The 23,116-nt window shown below is 64.4% G+C and carries 25 protein-coding genes; 12 read left to right on the plus strand and 13 right to left on the minus strand.

The window, feature by feature from the left end:
* Both EOA32_RS07565 and EOA32_RS07570 read right to left on the minus strand, forming a co-directional pair.
* Nucleotides 1–305: aldehyde dehydrogenase family protein (locus EOA32_RS07565; RefSeq protein ID WP_128371361.1), on the minus strand; the 305-nt coding region annotated here is incomplete at its 3' end.
* 129 nt (nucleotides 306–434) lie between these two features.
* Nucleotides 435–920, minus strand: a complete 486-nt coding sequence (locus EOA32_RS07570) for an Lrp/AsnC family transcriptional regulator (RefSeq protein ID WP_095823577.1) — start codon at nucleotides 918–920, stop codon at nucleotides 435–437.
* Nucleotides 921–1,004: 84 nt separating this feature from the next.
* Between EOA32_RS07570 and EOA32_RS07575 the strand changes: the two genes are divergently transcribed.
* The 10 genes from EOA32_RS07575 (at nucleotide 1,005) to doeB (ending at nucleotide 10,686) form a co-directional block, all read left to right on the plus strand.
* Nucleotides 1,005–2,390 (plus strand): PLP-dependent aminotransferase family protein, encoded by a 1,386-nt coding sequence (locus tag EOA32_RS07575; protein ID WP_128371362.1) that lies wholly within the window; start codon nucleotides 1,005–1,007, stop codon nucleotides 2,388–2,390.
* Between the two features lie 136 nt (nucleotides 2,391–2,526).
* On the plus strand, nucleotides 2,527–3,312 hold the full coding sequence (ehuA, locus tag EOA32_RS07580; RefSeq protein ID WP_067326178.1) for an ectoine/hydroxyectoine ABC transporter ATP-binding protein EhuA: 786 nt from the start codon (nucleotides 2,527–2,529) through the stop codon (nucleotides 3,310–3,312).
* A gap of 103 nt (nucleotides 3,313–3,415) precedes the next feature.
* The gene (gene ehuB / locus EOA32_RS07585) at nucleotides 3,416–4,267 is read left to right on the plus strand and encodes an ectoine/hydroxyectoine ABC transporter substrate-binding protein EhuB (RefSeq protein WP_067326181.1); all 852 of its coding nucleotides are present in this window, start codon (nucleotides 3,416–3,418) and stop codon (nucleotides 4,265–4,267) included.
* A gap of 184 nt (nucleotides 4,268–4,451) precedes the next feature.
* Entirely contained in the window at nucleotides 4,452–5,111 is a 660-nt protein-coding gene (ehuC, locus tag EOA32_RS07590) for an ectoine/hydroxyectoine ABC transporter permease subunit EhuC (RefSeq protein ID WP_128371363.1), read from the plus strand.
* A gap of 16 nt (nucleotides 5,112–5,127) precedes the next feature.
* On the plus strand, nucleotides 5,128–5,787 hold the full coding sequence (gene ehuD, locus EOA32_RS07595) for an ectoine/hydroxyectoine ABC transporter permease subunit EhuD (protein ID WP_128371364.1): 660 nt from the start codon (nucleotides 5,128–5,130) through the stop codon (nucleotides 5,785–5,787).
* 5 nt (nucleotides 5,788–5,792) lie between these two features.
* Nucleotides 5,793–6,569 carry an ectoine utilization protein EutA gene (gene eutA / locus EOA32_RS07600; protein WP_128371378.1) on the plus strand — a complete coding sequence of 259 codons (777 nt, stop codon included), beginning with the start codon at nucleotides 5,793–5,795 and terminating at the stop codon, nucleotides 6,567–6,569.
* A gap of 11 nt (nucleotides 6,570–6,580) precedes the next feature.
* Nucleotides 6,581–7,576, plus strand: coding sequence for a hydroxyectoine utilization dehydratase EutB (gene eutB, locus EOA32_RS07605; RefSeq protein WP_128371365.1), 996 nt, complete (start codon nucleotides 6,581–6,583; stop codon nucleotides 7,574–7,576).
* On the plus strand, nucleotides 7,573–8,463 hold the full coding sequence (locus EOA32_RS07610; protein WP_128371366.1) for an ornithine cyclodeaminase family protein: 891 nt from the start codon (nucleotides 7,573–7,575) through the stop codon (nucleotides 8,461–8,463). Before eutB ends, EOA32_RS07610 begins: the two co-directional genes overlap by 4 nt.
* 37 nt (nucleotides 8,464–8,500) lie before the next feature.
* Nucleotides 8,501–9,679 carry an ectoine hydrolase DoeA gene (gene doeA / locus EOA32_RS07615; RefSeq protein ID WP_095777206.1) on the plus strand — a complete coding sequence of 393 codons (1,179 nt, stop codon included), beginning with the start codon at nucleotides 8,501–8,503 and terminating at the stop codon, nucleotides 9,677–9,679.
* Between the two features lie 5 nt (nucleotides 9,680–9,684).
* Nucleotides 9,685–10,686 (plus strand): N(2)-acetyl-L-2,4-diaminobutanoate deacetylase DoeB, encoded by a 1,002-nt coding sequence (gene doeB, locus EOA32_RS07620; protein WP_095777207.1) that lies wholly within the window; start codon nucleotides 9,685–9,687, stop codon nucleotides 10,684–10,686.
* Nucleotides 10,687–10,747: 61 nt separating this feature from the next.
* On the opposite strand, the gene EOA32_RS07625 is transcribed toward doeB, so the two are convergent.
* The 10 genes from EOA32_RS07625 to EOA32_RS07670 all read right to left on the minus strand — a co-directional run bounded on the left by EOA32_RS07625 (nucleotide 10,748) and on the right by EOA32_RS07670 (nucleotide 20,059).
* Nucleotides 10,748–12,025 (minus strand): L-fuconate dehydratase, encoded by a 1,278-nt coding sequence (locus tag EOA32_RS07625; protein ID WP_095777208.1) that lies wholly within the window; start codon nucleotides 12,023–12,025, stop codon nucleotides 10,748–10,750.
* Nucleotides 12,026–12,038: 13 nt separating this feature from the next.
* Nucleotides 12,039–12,770 carry an SDR family oxidoreductase gene (locus EOA32_RS07630; RefSeq protein WP_128371367.1) on the minus strand — a complete coding sequence of 244 codons (732 nt, stop codon included), beginning with the start codon at nucleotides 12,768–12,770 and terminating at the stop codon, nucleotides 12,039–12,041.
* 18 nt (nucleotides 12,771–12,788) lie between these two features.
* Nucleotides 12,789–13,241 carry a MaoC/PaaZ C-terminal domain-containing protein gene (locus EOA32_RS07635; protein ID WP_095781190.1) on the minus strand — a complete coding sequence of 151 codons (453 nt, stop codon included), beginning with the start codon at nucleotides 13,239–13,241 and terminating at the stop codon, nucleotides 12,789–12,791.
* Between the two features lie 8 nt (nucleotides 13,242–13,249).
* Nucleotides 13,250–14,323, minus strand: a complete 1,074-nt coding sequence (locus EOA32_RS07640) for a Gfo/Idh/MocA family oxidoreductase (protein ID WP_095830708.1) — start codon at nucleotides 14,321–14,323, stop codon at nucleotides 13,250–13,252.
* Nucleotides 14,316–14,645: an L-rhamnose mutarotase gene (locus tag EOA32_RS07645; RefSeq protein ID WP_128371368.1), complete on the minus strand. Its 330-nt coding sequence runs from the start codon at nucleotides 14,643–14,645 to the stop codon at nucleotides 14,316–14,318. The genes EOA32_RS07640 and EOA32_RS07645 overlap by 8 nt, the downstream gene beginning before the upstream one ends.
* A gap of 2 nt (nucleotides 14,646–14,647) precedes the next feature.
* Nucleotides 14,648–15,769 (minus strand): mandelate racemase/muconate lactonizing enzyme family protein, encoded by a 1,122-nt coding sequence (locus EOA32_RS07650; protein ID WP_128371369.1) that lies wholly within the window; start codon nucleotides 15,767–15,769, stop codon nucleotides 14,648–14,650.
* A gap of 2 nt (nucleotides 15,770–15,771) precedes the next feature.
* Complete coding sequence (gene ugpC, locus EOA32_RS07655) at nucleotides 15,772–16,869, minus strand: sn-glycerol-3-phosphate ABC transporter ATP-binding protein UgpC (RefSeq protein WP_095777214.1); 1,098 nt, start codon at nucleotides 16,867–16,869, stop codon at nucleotides 15,772–15,774.
* Between the two features lie 4 nt (nucleotides 16,870–16,873).
* Nucleotides 16,874–17,740, minus strand: coding sequence for a carbohydrate ABC transporter permease (locus tag EOA32_RS07660; protein ID WP_127323997.1), 867 nt, complete (start codon nucleotides 17,738–17,740; stop codon nucleotides 16,874–16,876).
* Between the two features lie 2 nt (nucleotides 17,741–17,742).
* On the minus strand, nucleotides 17,743–18,639 hold the full coding sequence (locus tag EOA32_RS07665) for a sugar ABC transporter permease (RefSeq protein ID WP_095826646.1): 897 nt from the start codon (nucleotides 18,637–18,639) through the stop codon (nucleotides 17,743–17,745).
* Between the two features lie 106 nt (nucleotides 18,640–18,745).
* Nucleotides 18,746–20,059, minus strand: a complete 1,314-nt coding sequence (locus tag EOA32_RS07670) for an extracellular solute-binding protein (protein ID WP_095830705.1) — start codon at nucleotides 20,057–20,059, stop codon at nucleotides 18,746–18,748.
* A 156-nt stretch (nucleotides 20,060–20,215) separates the two neighbouring features.
* Here EOA32_RS07670 and EOA32_RS07675 point away from each other — a divergent pair, with 156 nt between their 5' ends.
* Both EOA32_RS07675 and EOA32_RS07680 read left to right on the plus strand, forming a co-directional pair.
* The gene (locus EOA32_RS07675) at nucleotides 20,216–21,001 is read left to right on the plus strand and encodes an IclR family transcriptional regulator (protein ID WP_095781194.1); all 786 of its coding nucleotides are present in this window, start codon (nucleotides 20,216–20,218) and stop codon (nucleotides 20,999–21,001) included.
* 120 nt (nucleotides 21,002–21,121) lie between these two features.
* Nucleotides 21,122–21,958, plus strand: a complete 837-nt coding sequence (locus EOA32_RS07680; RefSeq protein ID WP_128371370.1) for an amidohydrolase — start codon at nucleotides 21,122–21,124, stop codon at nucleotides 21,956–21,958.
* A 25-nt stretch (nucleotides 21,959–21,983) separates the two neighbouring features.
* On the opposite strand, the gene EOA32_RS07685 is transcribed toward EOA32_RS07680, so the two are convergent.
* Nucleotides 21,984–23,105 carry an extracellular solute-binding protein gene (locus EOA32_RS07685; RefSeq protein ID WP_128371379.1) on the minus strand — a complete coding sequence of 374 codons (1,122 nt, stop codon included), beginning with the start codon at nucleotides 23,103–23,105 and terminating at the stop codon, nucleotides 21,984–21,986.
* Between the last annotated feature and the right edge of the window lie 11 nt (nucleotides 23,106–23,116).

A 23,116-nucleotide genomic window follows, 5' to 3' on the forward strand; every position in this document is an offset into this window, starting at 1 on the left:
TCCTTGGCGGCGACGATCAGCTCGAACCATTTTCGCAAGATTCTGGAACGCTCTTGCGGCAGCGCGGAGCGCCAGGCCGGCAGGGCACGCGCTGCAGCGTCGACAGCCTCCGCCGTTTGGCTTGCGCCGAGGGCGGCAACGAAGGCGACTGTAGCGCCGGTGGCCGGATCGGTGACTGCGAAGCTCGCGGCCGAGTCGCCGGCCGTCCAATGTCCCCCGATATAGCCGAGATCGCGCAGCAGCCGGCGATCGGCGAGACGATCCAGTGCTTCGTGGCGGTGTGGGCGTGCGAAATGCGCGGACATCGTTTGTCTCCCGGTGCCAAGGCGATGCGGAGAGATTAGCCGCGCGACCGAGACAGAGAGGCTTTTTCGTCAGCCGCCAGGAGAGAGATTGTCTCTCATCGCCGGCCGGGCCAGACGATCTCTCCGGCTTCAGCCTGGCAACAGGTCGGCGACAGGCACCACGGACTCCTCCTTCACCGTCTTGGTGACGATGTAGGTGAAGTAGCGGTCGATGCCAATCTCGCGTTCCAGCAGGGCGTCGACCAGCCGCTGATAGGCGTCGATGTCCCGCGCCATCACTTTAAGCACATAGTCGACGCCGCCGCCGACCGACCAGCAGGCGACGATCTCGGCCACGTCGCGGATGACCCGCTCGAAACGGTCGAAATCGGCTTGCCGGTGGCTGGCCAATGTCACCTCCATCAGCACGGTCGCCACCGGCGCGATCGCGCGCATGGCGATCGCGGCGTGGTAGCCCGAGACGATGCCGGCCTTTTCCAGCTTGCGCAGCCGCATCCAGCAAGGCGTCGGCGACAGGCCGACCTTCTCGGCCAGCGCCAGCTTGGTGATGCGCCCGTCGCGCTGGATGGCGTCGAGGATCTTGAGGTCGATCGGATCGAGTTTCGCTGCCGCCATGCCGGCTCCGCTTTTTGTTCCGGACACCATGACGATGCATTATTTCGATTGTCAATTGCACTGATTTCGATCTCTAATAAAGTCATGACATTATGGCAGCCAGATCCTGCGCTCATCCGCCGCCCGGCCTACCTCTCGCTGGCCGATCAGTTCGCGCGCGCCATCCATGACGGAAAGCTCGCCAATGGCGCGCGACTGCCGACGCACCGGCGGCTTGCCGACGACCTGAAACTTTCGGTCCAGACGGTCAGCCGCGCCTATGAAGAGCTGATCCGCCGCGGTCTGATTGCCGGCGAGGTCGGCCGCGGCAGCTTCGTGCAGACGCAGCGCCGGGAGCCGGAGCCGCCCTACCTTCCGGAACGGTTGGGCGAGGTCATCGACCTCTCGATCCTGAAGCCGGTCTGCGAGCCGATGCATCTGGAGAAGCTGAAGCAGGCGTTGGGGTGGCTGGCCGAGAACCTGCCGTCGAGTTCGGCGCTGTCGTTCCGGCCGAACATGGTGTTCCCGCGTCATCGCACGGTGGCGGTCGAATGGCTGAAGCTCTGCGGCCTCGACGCCTCACCGCAGAACATCAGCCTCACCAACGGCGCCACCGCCGGCATGACGGTAGCGCTGATGAGCGTCGCACCGCCCGGCTCGACGGTCGCCACCGAGGCGATCGGCCACCACACGCTGGTGCCGCTCGCCCGCTATCTCGGCTTCAACCTCGAAGGCCTGCCGATCGACGACAATGGCCTGATCCCGGAAGCGTTGGACGAGGCCTGCCGTCTCTCCGACATTCGCGCCGTTTTCGTCCAGCCTTCGGTCATCAACCCGACGGCGACCTTGATGGACGCCAGCCGGCGCGAGCAGATCGCCGCGGTCGCGCGCAAACATGACATCGCCATCATCGAGAACGACGTGCTCGGGCCGCTCGTCGAAGGCCGGCCTCCGGCGGTTGCCGCCTTCGCGCCCGAGCGGACGCTCTACGTCACCTCCTTCACCAAGATCACCGTGCCCGGCCTGCGGATCGGCTATCTCGCCGTGCCCGACCGCTATGTCGCGGCGGTCGCCAACCGCCATCTCGTCTCGAACTGGATGGCGACGCCAATGGTGGCGGAAATCGCGTCCCGGTGGGTGAACGACGGAACGGCTTTTGAGTTGGTCGACTGGCAACGCGGGGCGCTGAGACGCCGGCAGGAAATCGCAGCCGAAATGCTGGCCGGCGTCGGCTATCGCTCCCATCGCGACGGGCTGCATCTGTGGCTCGAATTGCCGGGCGACCGCGCCGAGGAGAGCTTCGTTGCGCAGGCGCGCCTGCGCGGCGTGGCGATCGCTCCGGGCACGTCGTTCCGCATCGCCGACACGCCGTGGCACCCGGCCGTGCGCATCTCGCTCGGCTCGACCACCGAAGGGGAACTGCGCGCGGGCTTGAGCGTTGTCGCCAAGCTCCTGCTGGGTGATCCGGAGCATCTTCTGCTCGCCATCTGATGCAAATGCGGAGCGCCAATTGCCCCGAAATTGTGCAGCGCTCGAAAAATTGTCATGATATTATTTTCCTAATTGACATGATTTAGCGCGTTTCGCATCGTTAGGAGCATAGGCCGCTTTAGAACGGGGAAATGGATTGCCCGCGCCCATCATCAAGGTCGACGCCATTTCAAAAAGCTTCGGCGCCTTCAAGGTGCTCGACGGCCTGTCGATGCAGGTCATGCCAGGCGAGAAGCTGGCGCTGATCGGCCCATCCGGATCGGGCAAGACGACGATCCTGCGCATCCTGATGACGCTGGAAAAGATCGACGGCGGCCATATCCAGATCGACGGCGAGCAGCTCTATCACATGGAGCGCAACGGCCAGCTGGTGCCGGCTGACGAGCGGCACCTGGCCAAGATGCGCCAGAAGATCGGCATGGTCTTCCAGCTCTTCAATCTGTTCCCGCACAAATGCGTCATGGACAACGTCACGCTGGCACCCATGCTGACCAAGGGCGTGGCGCGAGCCGCCGCCGAAAAACGGGCGATGGAGCTGCTCGACATGGTGGGCCTCGCCGATAAGGCGAAGAGCATGCCGGCACAGCTTTCCGGCGGCCAGAAACAGCGCGTCGCGATCGCCCGCGCGCTGGCGCTGTCGCCAAAGATCATGCTGTTCGACGAGGTCACCTCGGCGCTCGACCCCGAGCTGGTCGAGGAGGTGCTCAATGTCATGCGCAAGCTCGCCGCCGAAACCGACATGACGATGTTGCTCGTCACTCATGAGATGGGCTTTGCCCACGACTTCGCCGATCGCGTGCTGTTCTTCGATCGCGGCAGGATCGTCGAGGAAGGCAAGCCCGATGAGATTTTCCGCCATCCCAAGCAGGAACGCACGCAGGGCTTCCTGAAGAAGATCATCGCGGCCGGACATCGCGTCTGACCGTCATGCCAGGGCGGCGAAGCCGTCCCGAAAGCCAGAAACGGGTGGCAAGGACGCCATCCGAACCGAGCGAACCAAGAAGAGAAACAAGGAGTTGGGAACGATGAAGAAACTTGGCATCCTGGCTGGCGTCGCCGGTCTCGCCGTAAGCACCATGCTGCTCGCCTCCGGCGCGCGTTCGGCAGACGACGCAAAGCTCGAGCAGCTCAAGCAGCAGGGCTTTGCCCGCGTCGCCATTGCCAACGAGCCGCCTTACACGGCGGTCGCCGCGGACGGCAAGGTCTCGGGCGCTGCACCCGACGTAGCGCGCGAGATATTCAAGCGCCTCGGCGTCAACGATATCGTCGCCTCCATCTCTGAATACGGCGCCATGATCCCCGGCCTGCAGGCCGGCCGCTTCGACGTCGTCACCGCCGGCCTGTTCATGAAGCCCGAGCGCTGCGCGGCGGTCGCCTATTCCGAGCCGGTGCTGTGCGATGCGGAAGCGATGCTGGTGAAGAAGGGCAACCCGAAGGGTTTCAAGAGCTATGAGGACGTCGCCAAGGACACGTCGGCCACTATCGGCGCGCCGGGCGGCGGCACCGAGGAGAAGCTGGCGCTCAATGCCGGCGTGCCGCGCGACCGCGTCATCGTCGTGCCGGACGGCCAGAGCGGTCTGAAGATGGTGCAGGACGGCCGCATCGACGCCTATTCGCTGCCCGTACTGTCGATCAACGACCTCATTAAGAAGGCCAATGATCCGAACCTCGAAGTGATCGCGCCGGTGCAGGGCGCGCCGGTCTATTGCGACGGCGCCGCCTTCAAGAAGGGCGACGAGGCGCTGCGCGATGCCTACGACGTCGAGCTCGCCAAGATGAAGAAATCCGGCGAGTTCGCCAAGATCATCGAGCCCTACGGCTTCTCGGCCAAGGCGGCGATGTCGACGACGCGCGAGAAGCTCTGCGCGGCGAAGTAATCTCCCTTCTTACCGCCTGCGGGGAGAAGATGGCTCGAAGAGCCGGATGAGGGGCGGCGCGCCAGCATTTCAAGGTCGGCGCTGCCCCTCATCTGCCTGCCGTCATCTCCTCCCCGTGGGCGGGGAGAAGGGCTGTCGCAGCCGTCTCGCAACAACTGCAAACGTTAGGAAAATTTGAAACTCAATGACCCAGTGGTCCGGCTATCTCGGCCTGATATTGCAGGGAGCGCTTGTCACCATCGAGCTGACGCTGATGGGGTCGGTGCTCGCGCTCGTCATGGCCTTTCTCGCCGGCATGGGACGGGTGTCGCGCTTCTTCATCGTCCGCGCGACTGCCACGACCTATATCGAGTTCTTCCGCGGCACCTCCATCTTCGTGCAGCTGTTCTGGGCCTATTTCGTGCTGCCCTTCGCCGGTCTGTCGCTGACGCCTTTGCAAGCCGGCGTGCTGGCGCTGGGGCTCAATGTCGGGGCCTATGGGGCGGAAGTCGTGCGCGGCGCTATCCTGTCGATCGGCCGTGAGCAATACGAGGCCTGCACGGCACTCAATCTCGGCCGCTGGCAAGGCATGCGCCACGTCATCCTGCCGCAGGCGCTGCTCATCATGCTGCCAACCTTCGGCAACAACGCGATCGAGCTGCTCAAGGCGACTTCGGTCGTATCGCTGATCTCGCTTGCCGATCTCACCTTCCAGGCGCAAGTGGTGCGCTCGCAGACGGGCAGCACGCTAATGCCCTTCCTCTCCGTTCTCGTCATCTATTTCGCGCTCGCGCTGATCATCTCCTGGGGCGTGCGCTCGCTGGAGCGCCGCATGGCGCGCGGCCTCGACGGAGTGCGTGTCTGATGGAATGGGCCCGCTAATGGCATGGGATTGGAACTTCGTCTGGGAGATCATGCCGACCCTCATCCAGGGGGTGAAGATCACGATCCTGGCGACCGTGCTCGGCTCGATCCTGGCCGGGATCGTCGGTCTGGCGATCGCGCTGGCGCGGCGCTCGCCGAACCGCACCGTGTCGCGCAGCGTCGGCTGGTTCGCCGAATTCATCCGCGGCACGCCGCTTCTGGTGCAGCTCTATTTCATCTTCTACGTGCTGCCCGATATCGGCATCCTGCTGCCGCCCCTGGTGGCGGGCGTCATCGGGCTTGGACTGCACTACGGCACCTATACGGCCGAGGTCTATCGCGCCGGCATCGACAATGTGCCTCGCGGTCAGTGGGAGGCCGCCAAGGCCTGCAATCTTAACGGCCGCCACACCTGGACGCATGTCATCCTGCCGCAGGCGATCCCGCCGATGATCCCGGCCTTGGCCAACTATTTCATCGCCATGTTCAAGGAGACGCCGCTGCTTTCGGCGATCACCGTGCTGGAGCTGATGAACCAAGCCAAGAGCGTCGCCAATACCTATTACCGCTACATCGAGCCGATGACGCTGGTTGGCGCCTTCTTCCTCGTCATCAGCCTCTGCTCCGTCGTGCTGTTGCGCTGGCTGGAGCGTCGTTACGGCAGGATCGAGAGATGAAAGTCATGAAACCGTTGCCCGAAATCGAGCTGGCATCGACCCGGCCCGCACTCGATGCGCGTCCGCTCGAAAAGCGCGTCGGGCTGATTGCTTTGGCCACCGATCATACCAGCGAGGTCGACTTCCGCCGCATGGTGGCGAGCGAGCGGATCGGCGTCTATGTCGCGCGCATCCCCTACGCCAATCCGACGACGCCGGACAATCTGCGCAAGATGCAGCCCTCGCTTTCGACGGGCGCGGCACTGATCCTGCCGGACGAGACGCTCGATGCCGTGTGCTATTCCTGCACGTCTGCTTCCGTGGTGATCGGCGACGCCGAGATCGAGCAGGCGATCCAGGCGGCCAAGCCGAATGTTCCCGTGGTCACGCCGCCCATGGCCGGCGTGCGCGGCCTCAACGCTTTTGGCGTGAAGCGGATCAGCATTCTCACTCCTTACACCGTCGAGACCAGCCGGCCGATGGCCGCCTATTTCGCCGCGCACGGCTTCGACATCGAGAGCGTCACCTGCCTCGGCTTCGAGGACGATCGGGAGATGGCACGCATCGAGCCTACCTCGCTCGTCGATCTGGCGCGCAAGGCGACGCATGCGCAGGCGGATGCGCTGTTCGTTTCATGCACCGCGCTACGCGCGGCGCTCGCCGTTCCAGGCATGGAGGAGGCAATCGGCCGCTCGGTCGTCACCAGCAACCAGGCGAGCGCCTGGAACTGCCTGCGGCTTTGCGGCGACGACACGGCGCGGCCGCAGTTCGGCCGGCTGATGACGAAGCCATTGGCCCAGTGAGCGGCATGCCAATGACCAAAACGGAAGTCACGCTTCAGCATATCCGCGTTGCGCGCGAACGCATTGCCGGAAAGGTCGAGCGGACGCCGACTGTGTTGTCGCAAAGCCTCTCGGATCGCGTGGGCCATCCCGTTCACCTCAAGCTGGAACATCACCAGACGACCGGCGCGTTCAAGCTGCGCGGCGCGTCCAACGCGATCGCCGCGTTGAGTCCGGAGGAAAGGTCGCGCGGCGTCGTCGCGGCATCGACCGGCAATCACGGCCGCGCGCTGGCCCATGCGGCGAAGCTCGAGGGCATGCGGGCGGTGATCTGCATGTCGAAGCTGGTGCCCGAGAACAAGCTCGATGCAATCCGCCGCCTTGGCGCGGATATTCGCATCGTCGGCAACAGCCAGGACGATGCCCAGCAGGAGGTGGACAGGCTGGTTGCGGAGGAGGGGCTGGTCATGCTGCCGCCCTTCGACCATCCGGACATCGCCGCTGGGCAGGGCACGCTGGGGCTGGAGATATTGGAGCAGGTTCCGGACGCAGCAAGTGTGCTCGTGCCGCTCTCCGGCGGCGGCCTTGCGGCCGGAGTTGCCGCGGCGGTCAAGGGGGTGAGCCCAGCCACCAAAGTCGTCGGCGTCTCGATGGCGCGCGGTGCCGCGATGAAGGCGAGTCTCGATGCCGGCCGCCCCGTGCAGGTCGAGGAATTGCCGACGCTTGCGGACTCGCTGGGCGGCGGCATCGGCCTCGATAACCGGCTGACCTTTGCCATGTGCCGTGAGCTGCTCGACGACGTCATCCTGCTTTCCGAGGACGAGATCGCCGCCGGCATTCGGCATGCCTATGAGGAAGAGCGCGAGATCGTCGAAGGCGCGGGCGCGGTCGGCATCGGCGCGCTGCTTGCTGGGAAGGTCATTGCGAAAGGACCGGTGGTGGCCATCCTGTCTGGCCGCAACATCGACATGAGCCTGCATCGCCGCATCGTCTGCGGCAACGCTGCACTGACGGAGCGCCCCACATGAGCCGCATGACCATCCTCACCGAAGCCGAGCTGCGCAAGATCGTGACGCTCGATCTGGATGCGGTCGCCTGCGTCGAGAACGCGTTTCGGGCTTTGGTGACAATGCCGGTGGCGATGCCGCCAATCTTGAGGCTTGACATTCACGAGCATCGCGGCGAGGTCGACGTGAAGTCCGCCTACGTGCCCGGCATAGATGGCTTCGCCGTCAAGATAAGCTCCGGCTTCTTCGACAATCCGAAGCTCGGCCTGCCGAGCGGCGGCGGCATGATGGTGCTGCTTTCGGCCAAGACCGGTGTGGTCGAGGCGCAGCGCTTCCAATTGCAGGCCGGCCTGCAATTGGAAGCGCTGCGCCTCGTCAGGCCGATCGCGGAGGCGCGCGTCTGGGCGCGCGATGCGGCCAAGGCCGAGGCGACCGCGGCCCGCTTGCGCGAGAGACTGGGCATCATGGTGCGTGCCGAGCCGGATGCGGCGAGGGCGGCAGCGGGCGCCGACATCATCGTCACCACCACGCCTTCGACCGAGCCGCTGATCAGGGCCGGGTTCGTCTCGGCCGGCCAGCACATCACCGCGATGGGCTCGGATGCCGAGCACAAGAACGAGATCGCGCCGGCGATCCTTCGCCTGGCAGATCTCTATGTCGCAGACAGCGCGAAGCAGACGCGGCGCTTGGGCGAGCTTCACCACGCCATCGAGGCAGGGGCGATGGCGGCCGACGCGGAAGTCACTGAGCTCGGCCAGGTCATCGCCGGGAAAAAGCACGGACGACGATCGGCCGGCGACATCACCATCGCGGATCTCACCGGCACCGGCGTGCAGGACACCGCGATCGCCACCTTAGCCCGCGACCGCGCTGGGGCGGCGAAGACGGGAACGATTTTCGAAAGCTGAATATGGCCGCGAGGCCCAACAAACGAGGACCAACAAAATGCAGCCGAACCTGAAATTCTCGCGGGGCGAATTTGCCGATCGCCTGGCAAAGACGCGGAAAGCCATGGAGGCCAAGGGGGTCGATCTGCTGATCGTCAGCGATCCGTCCAACATGGCGTGGCTGACCGGCTATGACGGCTGGTCCTTCTATGTGCATCAGGCGGTCATCGTGCCGCCTTCGGGCGAGCCGGTCTGGTATGGCCGCGGCCAGGACGCCAACGGCGCCAAGCGCACCGCCTATCTCGCGCATGACAACATCATTGGCTACGCCGACCACTACGTGCAGTCGACCGAGCGGCACCCGATGGACTATCTCGCCAGCGTGCTTGCCGATCGCCGCTGGGACAAGCTGACCATCGGCGTCGAGATGGACAATTATTGGTTCTCGGCGGCTGCCTTCGCCTCGCTGCAGAAGCACCTGCCCAACGCCCGCTTCCTCGACGCCACCGCGCTGGTCAATTGGCAGCGCGCGGTGAAGAGCCCGACCGAGGTCGACTTCATGCGCAAGGCCGCCCGCATCGTCGAGGCCATGCATCAGCGCATCGTCGACAAGATCGAGGTCGGCATGCGCAAATGCGATCTGGTCGCCGAGATCTATGATGCCGGCACGCGCGGCGTTGAGGGCATCGGCGGCGACTATCCGGCGATCGTGCCGCTCTTGCCATCGGGCGCCGACGCCTCGGCGCCGCATCTCACCTGGGACGACCAGCCGATGAAGGTGGGCGAGGGCACCTTCTTCGAGATCGCCGGCTGCTACAATCGCTACCACTGCCCGCTGTCGCGCACCGTCTTCCTCGGCAAGCCGACGCAGGCCTTTCTCGACGCCGAGAAGGCGACGCTAGAGGGCATGGAGGCGGGCCTTGCGGCCGCCAAGCCGGGCAATGTCTGCGAGGACATCGCCAATGCCTTCTTCGCCGTGCTGAAGGAGTACGGCATCGTCAAGGACAACCGCACCGGCTACTCGATCGGTCTTTCCTATCCGCCGGATTGGGGCGAGCGCACGATGAGCCTGCGCCCCGGCGATCGCACCGAGCTCAAGCCCGGCATGACCTTCCATTTCATGACGGGTCTGTGGCTCGAGACAATGGGACTTGAAATCACCGAATCGATCCTGATCACCGAGACCGGCGTCGAGTGCCTGGCCAATGTGCCGCGCAAACTGTTCGTGAAGGATTGAGGCCTATGCCAGCTCTGCCTCCATCGCCGATAACGCCGACCGTCGATTTCGAGCGCGACGGTGTCCAGCACGGCTTTCTGCGCCTGCCTTACAGCCGCGACGATTCCGCCTGGGGCTCGGTGATGATTCCGATCTGTATCGTCCGCAACCGCAACGGGCAGACGGCGCTGCTTACCGGGGGAAATCACGGCGACGAATATGAAGGCCCGCTGGCGCTCTACGAGCTCGCTCGCACGCTCGACCCGAAGGATGTCACCGGCACCGTCATCATCGTGCCGGCGATGAACTATCCGGCGTTCCGCGCCGGCAGCCGCACCTCGCCGATCGACAAGGGCAACATGAACCGCAGCTTTCCCGGCCGGCCGGACGGTACCGTGACGGAAAAGATTGCCGACTATTTCCAGCGCGAATTGTTGCCGCGGGCGGACATCGTGTTCGACTTCCACTCCGGCGGAAAGACGCTGGACTTCGTGCCGTTCTGCGCCGCGCATACGCTGCCGGACAAGGAACAGGAGAAAGAGGCCTTCGCCGCGGTCGAAGCCTTCTCGGCTCCGTTCTCGATGCGCATGACCGAGATCGATACCGTTGGCATGTATGACACCGCGGCCGAGAAGATGGGCAAGGTCTTCGTCACTACCGAGCTCGGCGGTGGCGGCACGGCCCGGGCCGAGACGGTGCGCATCGCTCGCCGTGGCATCCTCAATGTGCTTCGCCATGCCGGCATCGTTGATGGTGCTATCGAGAAAAATCGAACTCAATGGCTCGACATGCCCTCGGGGGACTGCTTTGCGTTTGCCGAGGACGAGGGCATGATCGAGACCATGATCGATCTCGGCGAGAAGGTGGAGGAAGGCCAGGTCGTGGCGCGCATCCATTCGACCGGTCGCACCGGCACCGCGCCCCAGGAGATCAAGGCCAGGATGTCAGGGCTCCTGGCCGCGCGCCATTTCCCCGGCCTGGTCAAGGCCGGCGATTGTGTTGCGGTGCTTGCCGTCGAGGTTGACTGAAGCGCGCCAGGTAGAAGCGACGCCGTAACGCCGCCAAGGCCACCTGCGTTACGGCTCGCATTCAACTGTGGAATAGGTAGGCGGCAATCGAGTCCGGCTTCATCTCGATCGAGAAGCCCGGCGCCGTCGGCGGCATGTACGCCGCATTCTCAATGGCACAGGGCTCGAGGAAATGCTCGTGCAGGTGATCGACATATTCGATCACCCGTCCATCCTTGGTGCCCGACACCGCGATATAGTCGATCATCGACAGATGCTGGACATATTCGCACAGGCCGACGCCGCCGGCATGCGGCCAGACCGGCAAGCCGAACTTGGCGGCGATCAAAAGCACGGCCAGCACCTCGTTCAGGCCGCCCATGCGGCAGGAATCTATCTGCACGATATCGATCGCGCCGCCGGCGATGAACTGCTTGAACATGATGCGGTTCTGGCACATCTCGCCGGTCGCAACCTTGATCGGCGCCACCGCCTTGCGGATCTTGGCATGGCCGGCGACATCGTCCGGGCTGGTCGGCTCCTCGATGAAGAAGGGCTTGGCGAAGGCAAGATCGCGCAGCCAGTCGATCGCCTGGTCGACCTCCCAGACCTGGTTCGCGTCGATCATCAGGTAACGGTCCGGACCGATCACCTCGCGGGCGATCCTGAGACGGCGGATGTCGTCGGCGCGGTCGCGGCCCACCTTCAGCTTGATGTGATTGAACCCCTCGTCGACTGCTTCCTGGCAGAGGCGCCTCAGCTTGTCGTCGGGATAGCCGAGCCAGCCGGCCGATGTGGTATAGCAGGCATAGCCTTCGCGCTCGAGGCTGGCGATGCGCTCGGCCTTGCCGGCCTCGGCCTTCCTCAGGATCTCCAGCGCTTCGGCCGGCGTGATCGCATCGGTGAGATAGCGGAAGTCGACGATGCGCACGATCTCTTCCGGGCTCATGTCGGCGACAAGGCGCCAGACCGGCTTGCCGGCTTCCTTGGCCCACAGATCCCAGACCGCATTGACAACCGCGCCGACGGCGAGGTGCATGGCGCCCTTGTCCGGGCCGATCCAGCGCAACTGGCTGTCGCCGGTCACGTGATGCCAGAAGCGGCTGGGATCTTGCTTGACCCAGTCGAGGTCGATCCCGACAACAAGATGGCGCAGCGCCTCGATCGCCGCGCAGCAGATCTCGTTGCCCCGGCCGATGGTGAAGGTGAGCCCGTGGCCGCTGAGCCCCTCGCTATCGGTGTCGAGGATGACATAGGCGGCCGAATAATCGGGGTCCGGATTCATCGCGTCCGACCCGTCGAGGCTCTGCGACGTCGGGAAGCGCAGATCGAAGACGCGAAGATCGGTAATGCAGGTCATGCTCGGTGCCTCATCAGATCGACCAGCCGCCGTCGATATTATAGGCCTGCCCGGTCGTATAGGTGGCGCCGGCGAGATAGACGGCAAGATCGGCGATCTCCTCCGCCGTGCCCAACCTTCCCATCGGCTGGCGGGCGATGAAGGCGGCACGGGCGGCCTCATAGTCGCCTTGCGCCCGCATGCGGCTTTCGAGCGAGGGGCTCTCCACCGTGCCGGGGCAGATCGCGTTGCAGCGAATGCCTTTACCGACATAGTCGGCGGCGATCGATTTGGTCAGCCCGATCACGGCCGCCTTGGTCACGCCATAGGCGAAGCGGTTGGGCACGCCTTTCGGGGCGCCGGCGACCGATGCCATGTTTATGATCGAACCATCGCCGCGCTCCAGCATGCCGGGCAGCACGGCGCGGATAGTGCGGATCATGGCGCGCACATTGAGGTTGAAGGCAAAGTCGAGGTCCTCGTCCTTCATGTCGAGGATCGAGCCGGAATGGACGAAGCCGGCGCAGTTGAACAGCACATCGACGCGGCCGATTTCGGCGAGGGCGGCCTTCACGGCCTCGTCGTTCAGCACGTCGAGCTTGCGAGTCTTGATGACCGAGGTGTTGCCGAGCTCGGCCAGCGCCGCTTCATTTATGTCGGTGGCGTGGACGATCGCGCCAGCCTTGGCGAAAGCCAACGCGCTAGCCCGGCCGATGCCTTGCGCAGCGGCCGTTACGACCACCACCTTGCCTGTCAGATCAGCCATGTTGTTTTGTCTCCGTCTTCAGCCGAGCCGGGGGCGCCGCTCGACGATATAGATGTGATCGGCGGCCAGCACGACTTCGTCGCGCTGGTTCAAAACCTCGACGCGTTCGATGACGCGCCCGGAGTCCGGCCGCTTCGGATCGTCTTCCTTCGCGGCGATCGTCGTGCGCGTGCGGATCGTGTCGCCGATAAAGACCGGCTTGATGAAGCGCAGCCTGTCATAGCCGTAGGAGAAGGCGACCGGGTTGATGACGCTCGCGGTCAGGCCGACGCCGACCGAGAACACCAGCGTGCCATGCGCGATGCGCTGGCCGAAGGGCGTCGTCTTCATGAACTCGGCGTCCATGTGGTGCGGAAAGAAATCGCCGGTGTGGCCGGCATGGACGACAAAGTCGGTCTCGGTGATGGTGCGGCCGCTGGTCAGCCGCGACGAGCCGATCTCGTAGTCCTCGAAATAGGTGACCTGTTCCATGCCGTTCCTTACGGTTTTGCGGTGAGCGGCGTCGCCGGCGCGGCGCTCGAACGATAGGCGGCTTCCACCAGTGCCATGGTGTTCCAGGCATCTTCGACGGAGCTGACCAGCTCTTTGTCTTCCCCGGAGGCGAAGCGCTGCACATTGGCCATGCGCCCGACAAAGGCGTCGGGGAACCATTCGCCGGTGAGCGGCACGGCGACCCAATCGGAGCCGCCTTTAGGGTAGATTTCCAGCACGTCGGGCTCGCCGCGAGGATAGTCGAGATTGAGGCCAAGCCTGACGTAGGCGGCGCCCTCGGTGCCGCAGATGCGGAACTCGCAGGCCTGATGCCGGCGTCCGAACTTATGATCGTGGTTGATCGAGAGCACGCAGCGCACCGTGTCGCCATAGTCGAGGATGGCGCTGGTACGGGTCTGCGCGACCTTGTGATTGGGATGGCCGAGCGTCTTGGCATGCACGCCCTTCGGGTCGCCGAGAAGCTGCCGGATCAGGTCGAGATAGTGGATCGAATGCATGGCGATCTCGACACGCGGCGCCGCGAGCAGGAATTCCCAGAGCTGCCACGGCGTTGCGAGCGCCAGCCAGGCATCGAAGTCGACGACCTCGCCAAGCCAGCCCTTGGCGATCGCGTCCTTCAGCGCCAGCGTCATCGGCGCGAAGCGAAGCTGGAAATTCACTGCAGCCTTGAGCTTCTTGGCGCGACAGATTTCAAGGATCTCGGTTGCCTCGCCAAGGTAGTTGCCCATGGGCTTCTGGATCAATGCGACCGCGTCGTCGGGCAGGGCCTTCAGCACCTCGGCGTGCCGGCCGGGCGGCGTTGCGAGATCGAAGATCGCATCCTTGACGGCGGCCGCTTCGTCCACCGAGCCGAATGCCGTCACGCCCCATTGTTCGGCCAGTTTCCGAGCCTTGGCCTGGTCCGGATCGTAGAGACCCACCACTGGAAAACCAGCCTTGCGATAGGCCGGGAAATGCGCATCGCCGACGATCGAGCCGGCGCCGAAGGTGACGATCGGACGCGGCTTTGCAGGCCTTGGCCAGGATTGCGCCAGCGAGGCGGGATCGAAGGCATCAGTCATGGTGGAAGACTTCATCCATCGTCGCCCACCACTCGTCCTCCTGCCTTGTCGGCAAGGGTTCCTGGCATGGCATGCAGACCGACCACCATTCCTGGGTCTTCGGATCGGCGGCCATCTTGGCCATGTCGGCGGCATAGTCGGTGCCGTGATACTCGAAATAGGAGAACAGCAGGTTCTCCGGCCGCTTGAGGTAGATCGAGTAGTTCTTGATGTTGCAGGCGGAGATCATCTCGAGCACGTCCGGCCAGACGGCGGCGTGCAGGCGCACATATTCCTCGACCTTTTCCGGCTTCAGGCCAAGCACCATGCCCATTCGCTGCATTCTCAGTTCCTCCGCTCCGTGACGGTGACGCTGAATTCGACGACGCTCAGCGCCTCGATCGCATCGAAATCCCAGTCGATGCCGAGGCCCGGCTCGTCCGGCGCCAGGGCGTGGCCGTTTTCGATCACCATCTTCTTGCCCGTCAACTCATCCAGCTGCGGAATATATTCCACATATTTGCCGTTCGGCACCGCGCAGGCCAGGCTGACATGCAGTTCCATCAGGAAATGCGGGCAGATCGGCATGTCGAAGGCTTCCGCCATATGTGCCACCTTCAGCCAGGGCGTGATGCCGCCGATGCGGCCGACATCGACCTGGACGATGTTGCAGCCGCCCCTCTGCATATATTCGCGGAAATGGCGGATCGAATAGAGCGACTCGCCGACGGCGATCGGCGTCGCCGTCGAATTCGATAGCCGCACATGGCCGTCTATGTCGTCGGCCGGCAGCGGTTCCTCGATCCAGGCGAGATCGAGATCGCGCAGCCGCTCGGCGCGCCGGATGGCTTCGTCGGCGGCAAAACCCTGGTTGCAGTCGGTCATGATCTCATAGCCGTCGCCGACCGCCTTGCGCACGGCCGACAACCGGGCAAAATCCTCGGCGCCGTGCGGCTTGCCGATCTTGACCTTCGAGCCGGTGAAGCCTTTCGCCTTGGCGGCCAGCGCATCTTCGACAAGCGCTTCAGTCTCGATGTGCAGCCAGCCGCCTTCGGTGGTGTAAAGCGGACAGCGGTGCTTGGCGCCGCCGGCAAGCTTCCAGAGCGGCAGCTTCTGCTTCTTCGCCCGAAGGTCCCAGAGCGCAGTGTCGATGGCGGCGAGCGCGATGGCCGTGATGGCGCCAATGGTGGTGGCGTGCGTGGCGAATTCGAGATCGTGCCAGATCGCCTCGATCCGGTCGGCATCCTCACCGATCAGGCGCGGCGCGAGGTGGTCGGCCAGAAGCCGCATCACCGAAGAGCCGCCGGTGCCGATCGTGTAGCTGTAGCCGATGCCGACCGCCCCGTCGACGTCGGTGATGGTGACGATCGGCGTCTCCTGGCTGACGAAACTCTGGATGGCGTCGGTGCGCTTCACCTTCGGCACCAGATCGACCATTGCAAGCTCGACTTTCTCGATCTTCGCCATCGTCAGGCCCTCAAGGATTTGCCGGTTTCCGCGGAAAAGAGATGCGCCTGCGACAGGTCGAAGCTCATCGCCACGCGATCGCCCGCCCGCAATGGCCTCGGGTTCAGCATGCGCGAAACCCAGTCGCGGCGGTCGAATTCGGCGAACACCAGCGTCTCGTTGCCGAGCGGCTCGGTCACCGTCACCGGCAGCTCGATCTCGTGGACGTCAGCGGCATCGCCCGAATGCAGGCCGTGGCCCACGGGGTAGAGGTCGTCGGGACGCAGGCCGAACACTACCTTATCGCCGGCGTTCACCTTGGCCTTGAAACGGCCGGGCAGCGGCAGGCTCTGTCCGCCGGAAAAGACGATCTTGCCGTCGTCCACGGTTGCCTCCTGCAGGTTCATCGGCGGCGAGCCGATGAAGCCCGCCACGAAGCGTGTCGCCGGCCGCTGGAAGACCTCGTCCGGCGTGCCGACCTGCTCGATGTTGCCGTCGCGCATGATGACGATGCGGTCGGCGAGCGTCATCGCTTCGACCTGGTCGTGAGTGACGTAGATGACGGTGGACTTCACCTTGGCGTGCAGCTTCTTGATCTCGGTACGCATCTGCGTGCGCAGCTTGGCGTCGAGATTGCTGAGCGGCTCGTCGAACAGGAAGACGTCCGGATCGCGCACGATGGCGCGGCCCATGGCGACGCGCTGGCGCTGGCCGCCGGAAAGCTGGGAGGGGCGGCGCTCGAGCAGCGCGTCGAGGCCGAGAATGGCCGAGGCCTCGGCGACGCGACGGTCCATCTCTTCCTTGGGCGCGCCGGCGATCTTCAGCGAGAAGCCGAGATTTTCGCGCACCGTCATGTGCGGATAAAGCGCGTAGGATTGGAACACCATCGAGATGTTGCGCGAACGCGGCGGCAGATCGTTGACGATGCGGTCGCCGATCTCGATCGTGCCGCCGGAGATGTCTTCCAGCCCGGCGATCATGCGCAGCGTGGTCGACTTGCCGCAGCCGGACGGCCCGACCAACGCGATGAATTCGCGGTCGGCGACATCGAGATCGATGCCGTGCACGATCTCCATGTTGCCGTAACGCTTGGTCAGTTTCTTGAGCGAGACAATCGCCATCGGATCAACCTTTCACCGCGCCGGAAGTCAGGCCCCCGACGAGGTGTTTCTGGACGATGAAGGTAAGGAGCAGCGCCGGGATGATCATCACCACCGCCAGCGCGCACATGCCGCGCCAGTCGATGGTGAATTCGGCGGTGTAGTCGAGCAGCCCGACGGGGAGCGTCTTGGAATTGATCGAGCGCGTCAGCTGCGAGGCGAGCGCGAATTCGTTCCAGGAGGTAAGGAAGGCGAAGATGCCGGCCGACGCGATGCCTGGCCCGGCGAGTGGAAACTCGACCTGCCAGAAGGCCTGCCAGCGCGTGCAGCCGTCGATTTGCGCGGCCTCGGCGAGATCCTTCGGCACCTGGCGGAAGAAGCCGTCGATCAGCCAGATGGTGAACGGCACATTGAGCGCGACATAGGCGAGGATCAGGCCGAAATGCGTGTCGATGATGTCGAGCCGCGCATAGACGAAAAACAGCGGCAGCGACAGCGCGATGCCAGGCACGGTGCGGGTCAGCATAAGGCCGAGGAACATCGCCGACTTGCCACGAAACCGGTAGCGCGCGAAAGCGTAGCCGCCGGCCATGCCGATCGCGATGGCAATGACGGTCGAGGTCACCGAGATGATCAGGGAATTGCGGAAATAGTCGAAGACGGGGATGCCGCCCTTGCCGACACCGCTGAACATGGCGACATAGGCATCGAGCGAGACCTGCTGCGGGATCCAGACCGGCGGCTTGGCCAGGATCTCGACCGTCGGCCGCAGCGAGGACAGCACGATCCAGATGCCGGGCAGACAGATCAAAAGCATGGCGAGGAACAGGCCGACGCGGTGGGCGACGGCGCCGGCGCGGCGCTTCAGGCGGGCGGATGCGTTGGCGTCCATCCTCACCACTCCGCGCCGATCTGGGTCCGTGCCGCGGCGAGCTTCTTAAAGAAATAGACGGTGAAGACGATCGACAGCAGGATCGAGAAATAGGCCATCGCATTGGCCACGCCCATGCGCGCGTCACTGTAGGCGGTGCGCGCGACCAGCGTCCACAACAGTTCCGTGCGACCGGCTGGGCCGCCATCGGTCATGATCTTGACGATGTCGTAGGCGCGCGCAACGTCGAGCGAGCGGATGGTCATGGCGATATAGGCGAAGGGCATGATGAAGGGCCAGGTCACATAGCGGAAGGTTTGCCACGGCGTGCAGCCGTCGACGCGCGCCGCTTCGACCGGCTCCTTCGGCATGGCGAGCAGGCCGGCGAGGATCAGGATCGCGAAGATCGAGGTCGACGACCAGATCTCCGCGACTGAAATGGCGATGAAGGCGAGATGGCCTTCGATCAGCCAGGGAATGGCGTCCCGCGTGATGCCTAGCGACTGCAGCGCGTTGTTCACCAAGCCGATATTGTCGTTGAACATGAACTTGAACTGGAAGCCGACCAGGATCGGCGAGAACATCATCGGGAACATCATGATGGTGCGCAGCAGCCGCTGGCCGCGGCTCGCCTTCTCGACCAGCAGCGCGAGGCCGAGACCGAGCAGCATTTCGAGATTGAGTGCGATGGTGAGGAGGAGCACGGTGCGGCCGAAGGCCCACCAGAAATTCGCGTTGGACAGAATGTTGCGATAGTTGCGCAGGCCGATGAAGGTGAAGAAGGTTTCCGGCCGCGTCAGCCTGAACGGCGTGAAGCTCGAATAGAAGGACAGGCAGAGCGGCACGACCACCACCGCCGCCAGAACGAGCACGGCCGGCAGCAGAAGAAGCGTTGGCGCGGAAAGCCGCTTGGCCGTCATGCAGTGTCCCAGAATAATTTGCACGGCCGGCGATCCAATCGCAGGGCGGCCGCTTCGGTCAAAGCGGCGCCGGTCGCGAAGACCGGCGCCGCTGGGAGGATAGTCCTTAGAGCTTGCCGGCGTCCTCGAGTATCTGCGTCGCCTTGGCGGCAGCGTCGTCGAGCGCCTGCTTGGAGGTCTTGTCGCCCAGAATGGCGGCCTGAAGTTCGGGATAGACGGCGTTGGAGATCTCGATCCATTCCGGCGTCTGCGGCACCGGGAAGGCGTTCTTGGCGGCTTCCTGGAAGGCCTGCAGCACTTCGGTTTTGTAAGGATCGGACTTGGCCTGCTCGAGGTCCCATTCCCACACCTTGGTGCGGGTGGGCAGCGGGCCAGCCGCGGCTTCCAGCTTCTGGCTGTCCTCGTTGGTCAGCCACCAGACGAGGGAGGCGGCGGCCTCCTTGTTGGCGCAGTTTTCGGTCACCGAGAAGCCATGCGCGCCGGACCAGCCCGAGCGCTTGCCGGATGAGCCCTTCGGCTGCACCTTGACGCCGACATTGCCGGCGACCTTGGACGACTTCGGGTCGTTGAAGAAGCCGGCCCAGCCCGGCCAGTCGAGGTTGAGCGCCACCGTGCCGGACGCGAACCCCTGGCCGAGATCATCCCACAAATAGTTGGTCGTGCCGGCGGGCACAGCCTTGGCCTTGTAGAGCTTGACGAACCAGTCGAGCGCCTTGACGCCGGCCTCGGAGTTGAAGGCAGGCTTGCCGTCCTTGTCGAGATATTCGCCGCCGTCGGCGATCAGCATCTCGTAGAAGCGGCCGTTGATCGCCTCTTCCTTGCCGGCATATTGCGTGCCGTAGAAGTCGGGCGGGCTGGCGAAGAATTCCGCCTGCTGAGCCATCTCGTCGAAGGTGTCCGGCGGGGCGAGCTCCTCGCCGTACTTCTCCTTGTAGGCCCTCTTCTTGGCCTCGTCCTGGTAGAGGCTCTTCTGGTAGTAGAGCGCCGAGACGTCGAACTGCGCGCGCGGCAGCATCACCAGCTTGCCGTCGAGCGTACCGGCGGCGATGTTGGCCGGGACGAAAGCGTCGATCTCCTCCTTCGGCAGCAGCTTGGCGAGGTCAGTGTAGATGCCTGGATATTGGGGCGCGAACGAGGTGTGGTTGGAGCCGACGCACCAGGTGATCGAGTTGGAGGCGATGTCCGACTTGATCTCCTTGTCGAGATCGAAGTGGTTCTTCTTGGAGATGACGTTGACCTTGGCGCCGGTCGCCTTCTCCCACTCGCCGATGCGCGCGTAGAGTTTTTCGTATTGCTGGCCGCCGATCAGCTTGGCGTCGATCGTGACGCCGGTGAACTTGCCCGGCAGGTCGGCCGCAAAGACCGCACCCGATGCCATGAGCAATGCGCCGGCGGCGACGCCGGAAAGCAGTCTGTTCATGAATATCCTCCCTGGAACGGCCGCAGGCCGTCATGGCTGAAGCTCCATGCTTCATTCATATGCAAACAAATTATTCATAAGTCGTCAAGCCGAAACTTCTTCCCTATGAAGGCTGTCTTGCGTATATGAAGATCACAATTCACCAGAGGGCATCGGGTGCAGGACGACGAGGAAGACCGCTATCGCGCGCCGGCACTGGACAAGGGGCTGGACATTCTGGAACTGCTCGCCAGCGTCGATGGCGGCCTGACCCAGGCCGAGATCGCCAAGCGGCTCGACCGCAGCCCGAACGAATTTTACCGGATGCTCGACCGTCTGGTGAAACGCGGCTACGTCACCCGGCCAGACGGCGACCGCTATTCGCTGACGCTGAAGCTCTTCGGGCTTGGCCAGCTGCATGCACCGGTGCGCAGGCTGGTCTCCTACGCCACCTCGATCATGCGCGAGCTGGCCGAGACCTCCTGGCAGGCAAACCAGCTCGTCGTGTTCGACCGCGGCAGCGCCGTGGTCATTGCCCAGCAGGAAGCGCCGCGATACTGGGGCATCTCGATCCGCGTCGGCTCGCATATCAGCCTGTTCGACACCGGCTCGGGACATGTGCTGCTGGCCTTCCGCTCGCCGGAAGAGCGCGAGATGATGATCGCCGAGCATTTGCGCAGCAACGAGGAGATGAAGTTGTCGCCCGACTTCTTCGCCCGCCTTGACCAGGTGCGCGATCGTGGCTACGAGATGATGGCTTCGCTGCAGACCGCCGGCGTCTACAATCTGTCGGCGCCGGTGCTCGGTTCCGACGGGCACGGCATCGCCGCGCTCACCATACCCTATATCACTCTGGTCAACGCGCCGGCAGCGCCCGATATCACCAGGACCATCACGCTGCTCCAGGCAGCAGCGGCCCGCCTGTCGCAACTCGCCGGGTCGGATGTCAGGTCAAAGGAATAATTCTTATTTGAATGGCGAATTCTCCGGTGAGATGATCGAGTCCATGTCTGATGCATGTCGTTTGCGCAAAAGCCGCTGCGCAATTCGGGCCACGTGGATAGCGCGACAAGGGAGGAAGCCATGATCGTCGATACCCACCTGCATCTCATCGACAGGGCGGCGCTACGCTATCCCTGGCTGTCCGGCGTGCCGGCCCTCGACCGCGATTTTTCCCACGACGAATACGCCACCGAGGCGCGCCGCGCGGGCATAGAATTGGCGCTCCATATGGAAGTCCACGTCCACCCGGCAGATATCGCGGCTGAGACAGCCCTTGTCGAAGGACTGTCGAACAAGCCCGGCAGCCTGGTACGGGGCGCGATCGTGTCGTGCCGGCCGGAAGAACCTGGCTTCGCCGCTTGGCTGGACAAGGTGAAGGCCGATCCATTTGTCAAAGGATTCCGCCGCGTGCTGCATGTCGTGCCCGACGACGTCTCCGAGGGCGCCCTGTTCCGCGAGAACATCAGGCGCATCGCCGGCAGCGGGCTGACCTTCGATCTTTGCGTCCTGCCGCGACAGATGAGCCAAGCGATCGCGCTGGTCGATCTGGCGCCTGACGTGCAATTCGTTCTCGATCATTGCGGCGTGCCCGACATCCAGGGCAAGGCCGAGCATCCCTGGCGCGAGCAGATCGCCGAGATCGCCCGGCGCCCCAATGTCGTCGGCAAGATCTCCGGCGTCGTCGCTTATGCCGATCCGGCGAGCTGGACCGTCGAGACCCTGCGGCCTTATGTCGAGCACACGATCGGCAGCTTCGGCTGGGATCGCGTCGTGTGGGGCAGCGACTGGCCGGTCTGCACGCTCGGCGGCGGACTGCTCGGCTGGGTGGCGGCGACGCACGCCCTCCTTGCCGGGGCGAGCGAAACCGAGCGCGCGAAACTGCTCTCCGGCAACGCGAAGAAGCTCTGGCGGCTGTGAGCCGCAAGGCCGATGCCTGACTGTATTAGCGGGGCGCCGCGAAGCTCTGCTGGAACAGGCGATTGATGTCGGCGACGACGCGGGGGGCGTCCTGCCGGCCGGCAAGACCCTCGTTGAGGCGATCGGACGCCGCCTGCTGAAACGCCATGTAGCCGTCGTGGCGCGGGCGCACCCAGGCGCCTTCCAGCGTCGCCCGCGTGCCGCGGTAGAAGTCGCCCGTCGCGACATTCACGGCTTCGTCCTCCCAGGCGGCGGCATGGCCGGGCTGGCCGCCGGCGGCGGCATAGAGGCCGCGCTGCACGTCGCCGCTGGCGATCCAGTAGGCGAAGTCGATCGCTTCCTCGCCGGCAGCGGAAAAGGCGGAGACGGCGATGCCGGTGCCGCCGAGCGCGGAGCCGACCGGGCCGTTGCCGCCCACAGTCGGCATGTCGCAAAAGAAGAGCCGGTTCGGCCGGAAGCCTGCAGTGGTATAGGGCACGTAGCCATAGATCAGCGGCGCGCAGGCGATGCGCGAGCCGGCCTCGGCCATCTTTTCGAACACCGCAATCGGATCCATCGTCAGGCACTCGGGATCGAGGAGTGCCGCGATCTCACGCAGCATTTCGAAGACGGTCTCGCCGGTATCGGGATCGATCAGATCGTTCGGGCTTTCGACTGCACATGGCCGGCCGAGATCGGCGGCAAGCGTGAAGAAGCACATCAGCGAGTGCGGCGGCCTGAGCGGCAAGAGCACGCGGCCCCGCTGGGCAAGCTCCAGCACTTCGGTCCAGATCTTCGGCGCGGCGTCTATCAAATCGGGTCGCCAGGCCTGCACCTGCGTCGCGGCGTCGATCGGAAAGGCCCATTGCCGGTCCTGCCAAGTGTAGCTCGGATAGGACCGGCCGACGCTTGCCTTCGCCAGCGCTTCGCGCTCCGCCTCGCGGCCGGGCACGTCGAGCGGGGCCAAGCACTTCTCGGCGGTGATCTGGCCGACATGCGGATGATCGATGACGATCAGGTCGTAGGCGCGGGCGAGTTCTTCGACAGAGAAGGACTCGAAGTCCTGCAGCGAGCGCTTCTCCCACTCGATAGAGACGCCGGTCTTTTCCCGCCAAAGCCGGGAGCAGGCGACCATCGGATCATAGCCGCGCGGATGGTTCCAGGTCATGCCCTTGAGTG

The organism is Mesorhizobium sp. M1A.F.Ca.ET.072.01.1.1, assembly GCF_004023325.1.
Lineage (GTDB): Bacteria > Pseudomonadota > Alphaproteobacteria > Rhizobiales > Rhizobiaceae > Mesorhizobium.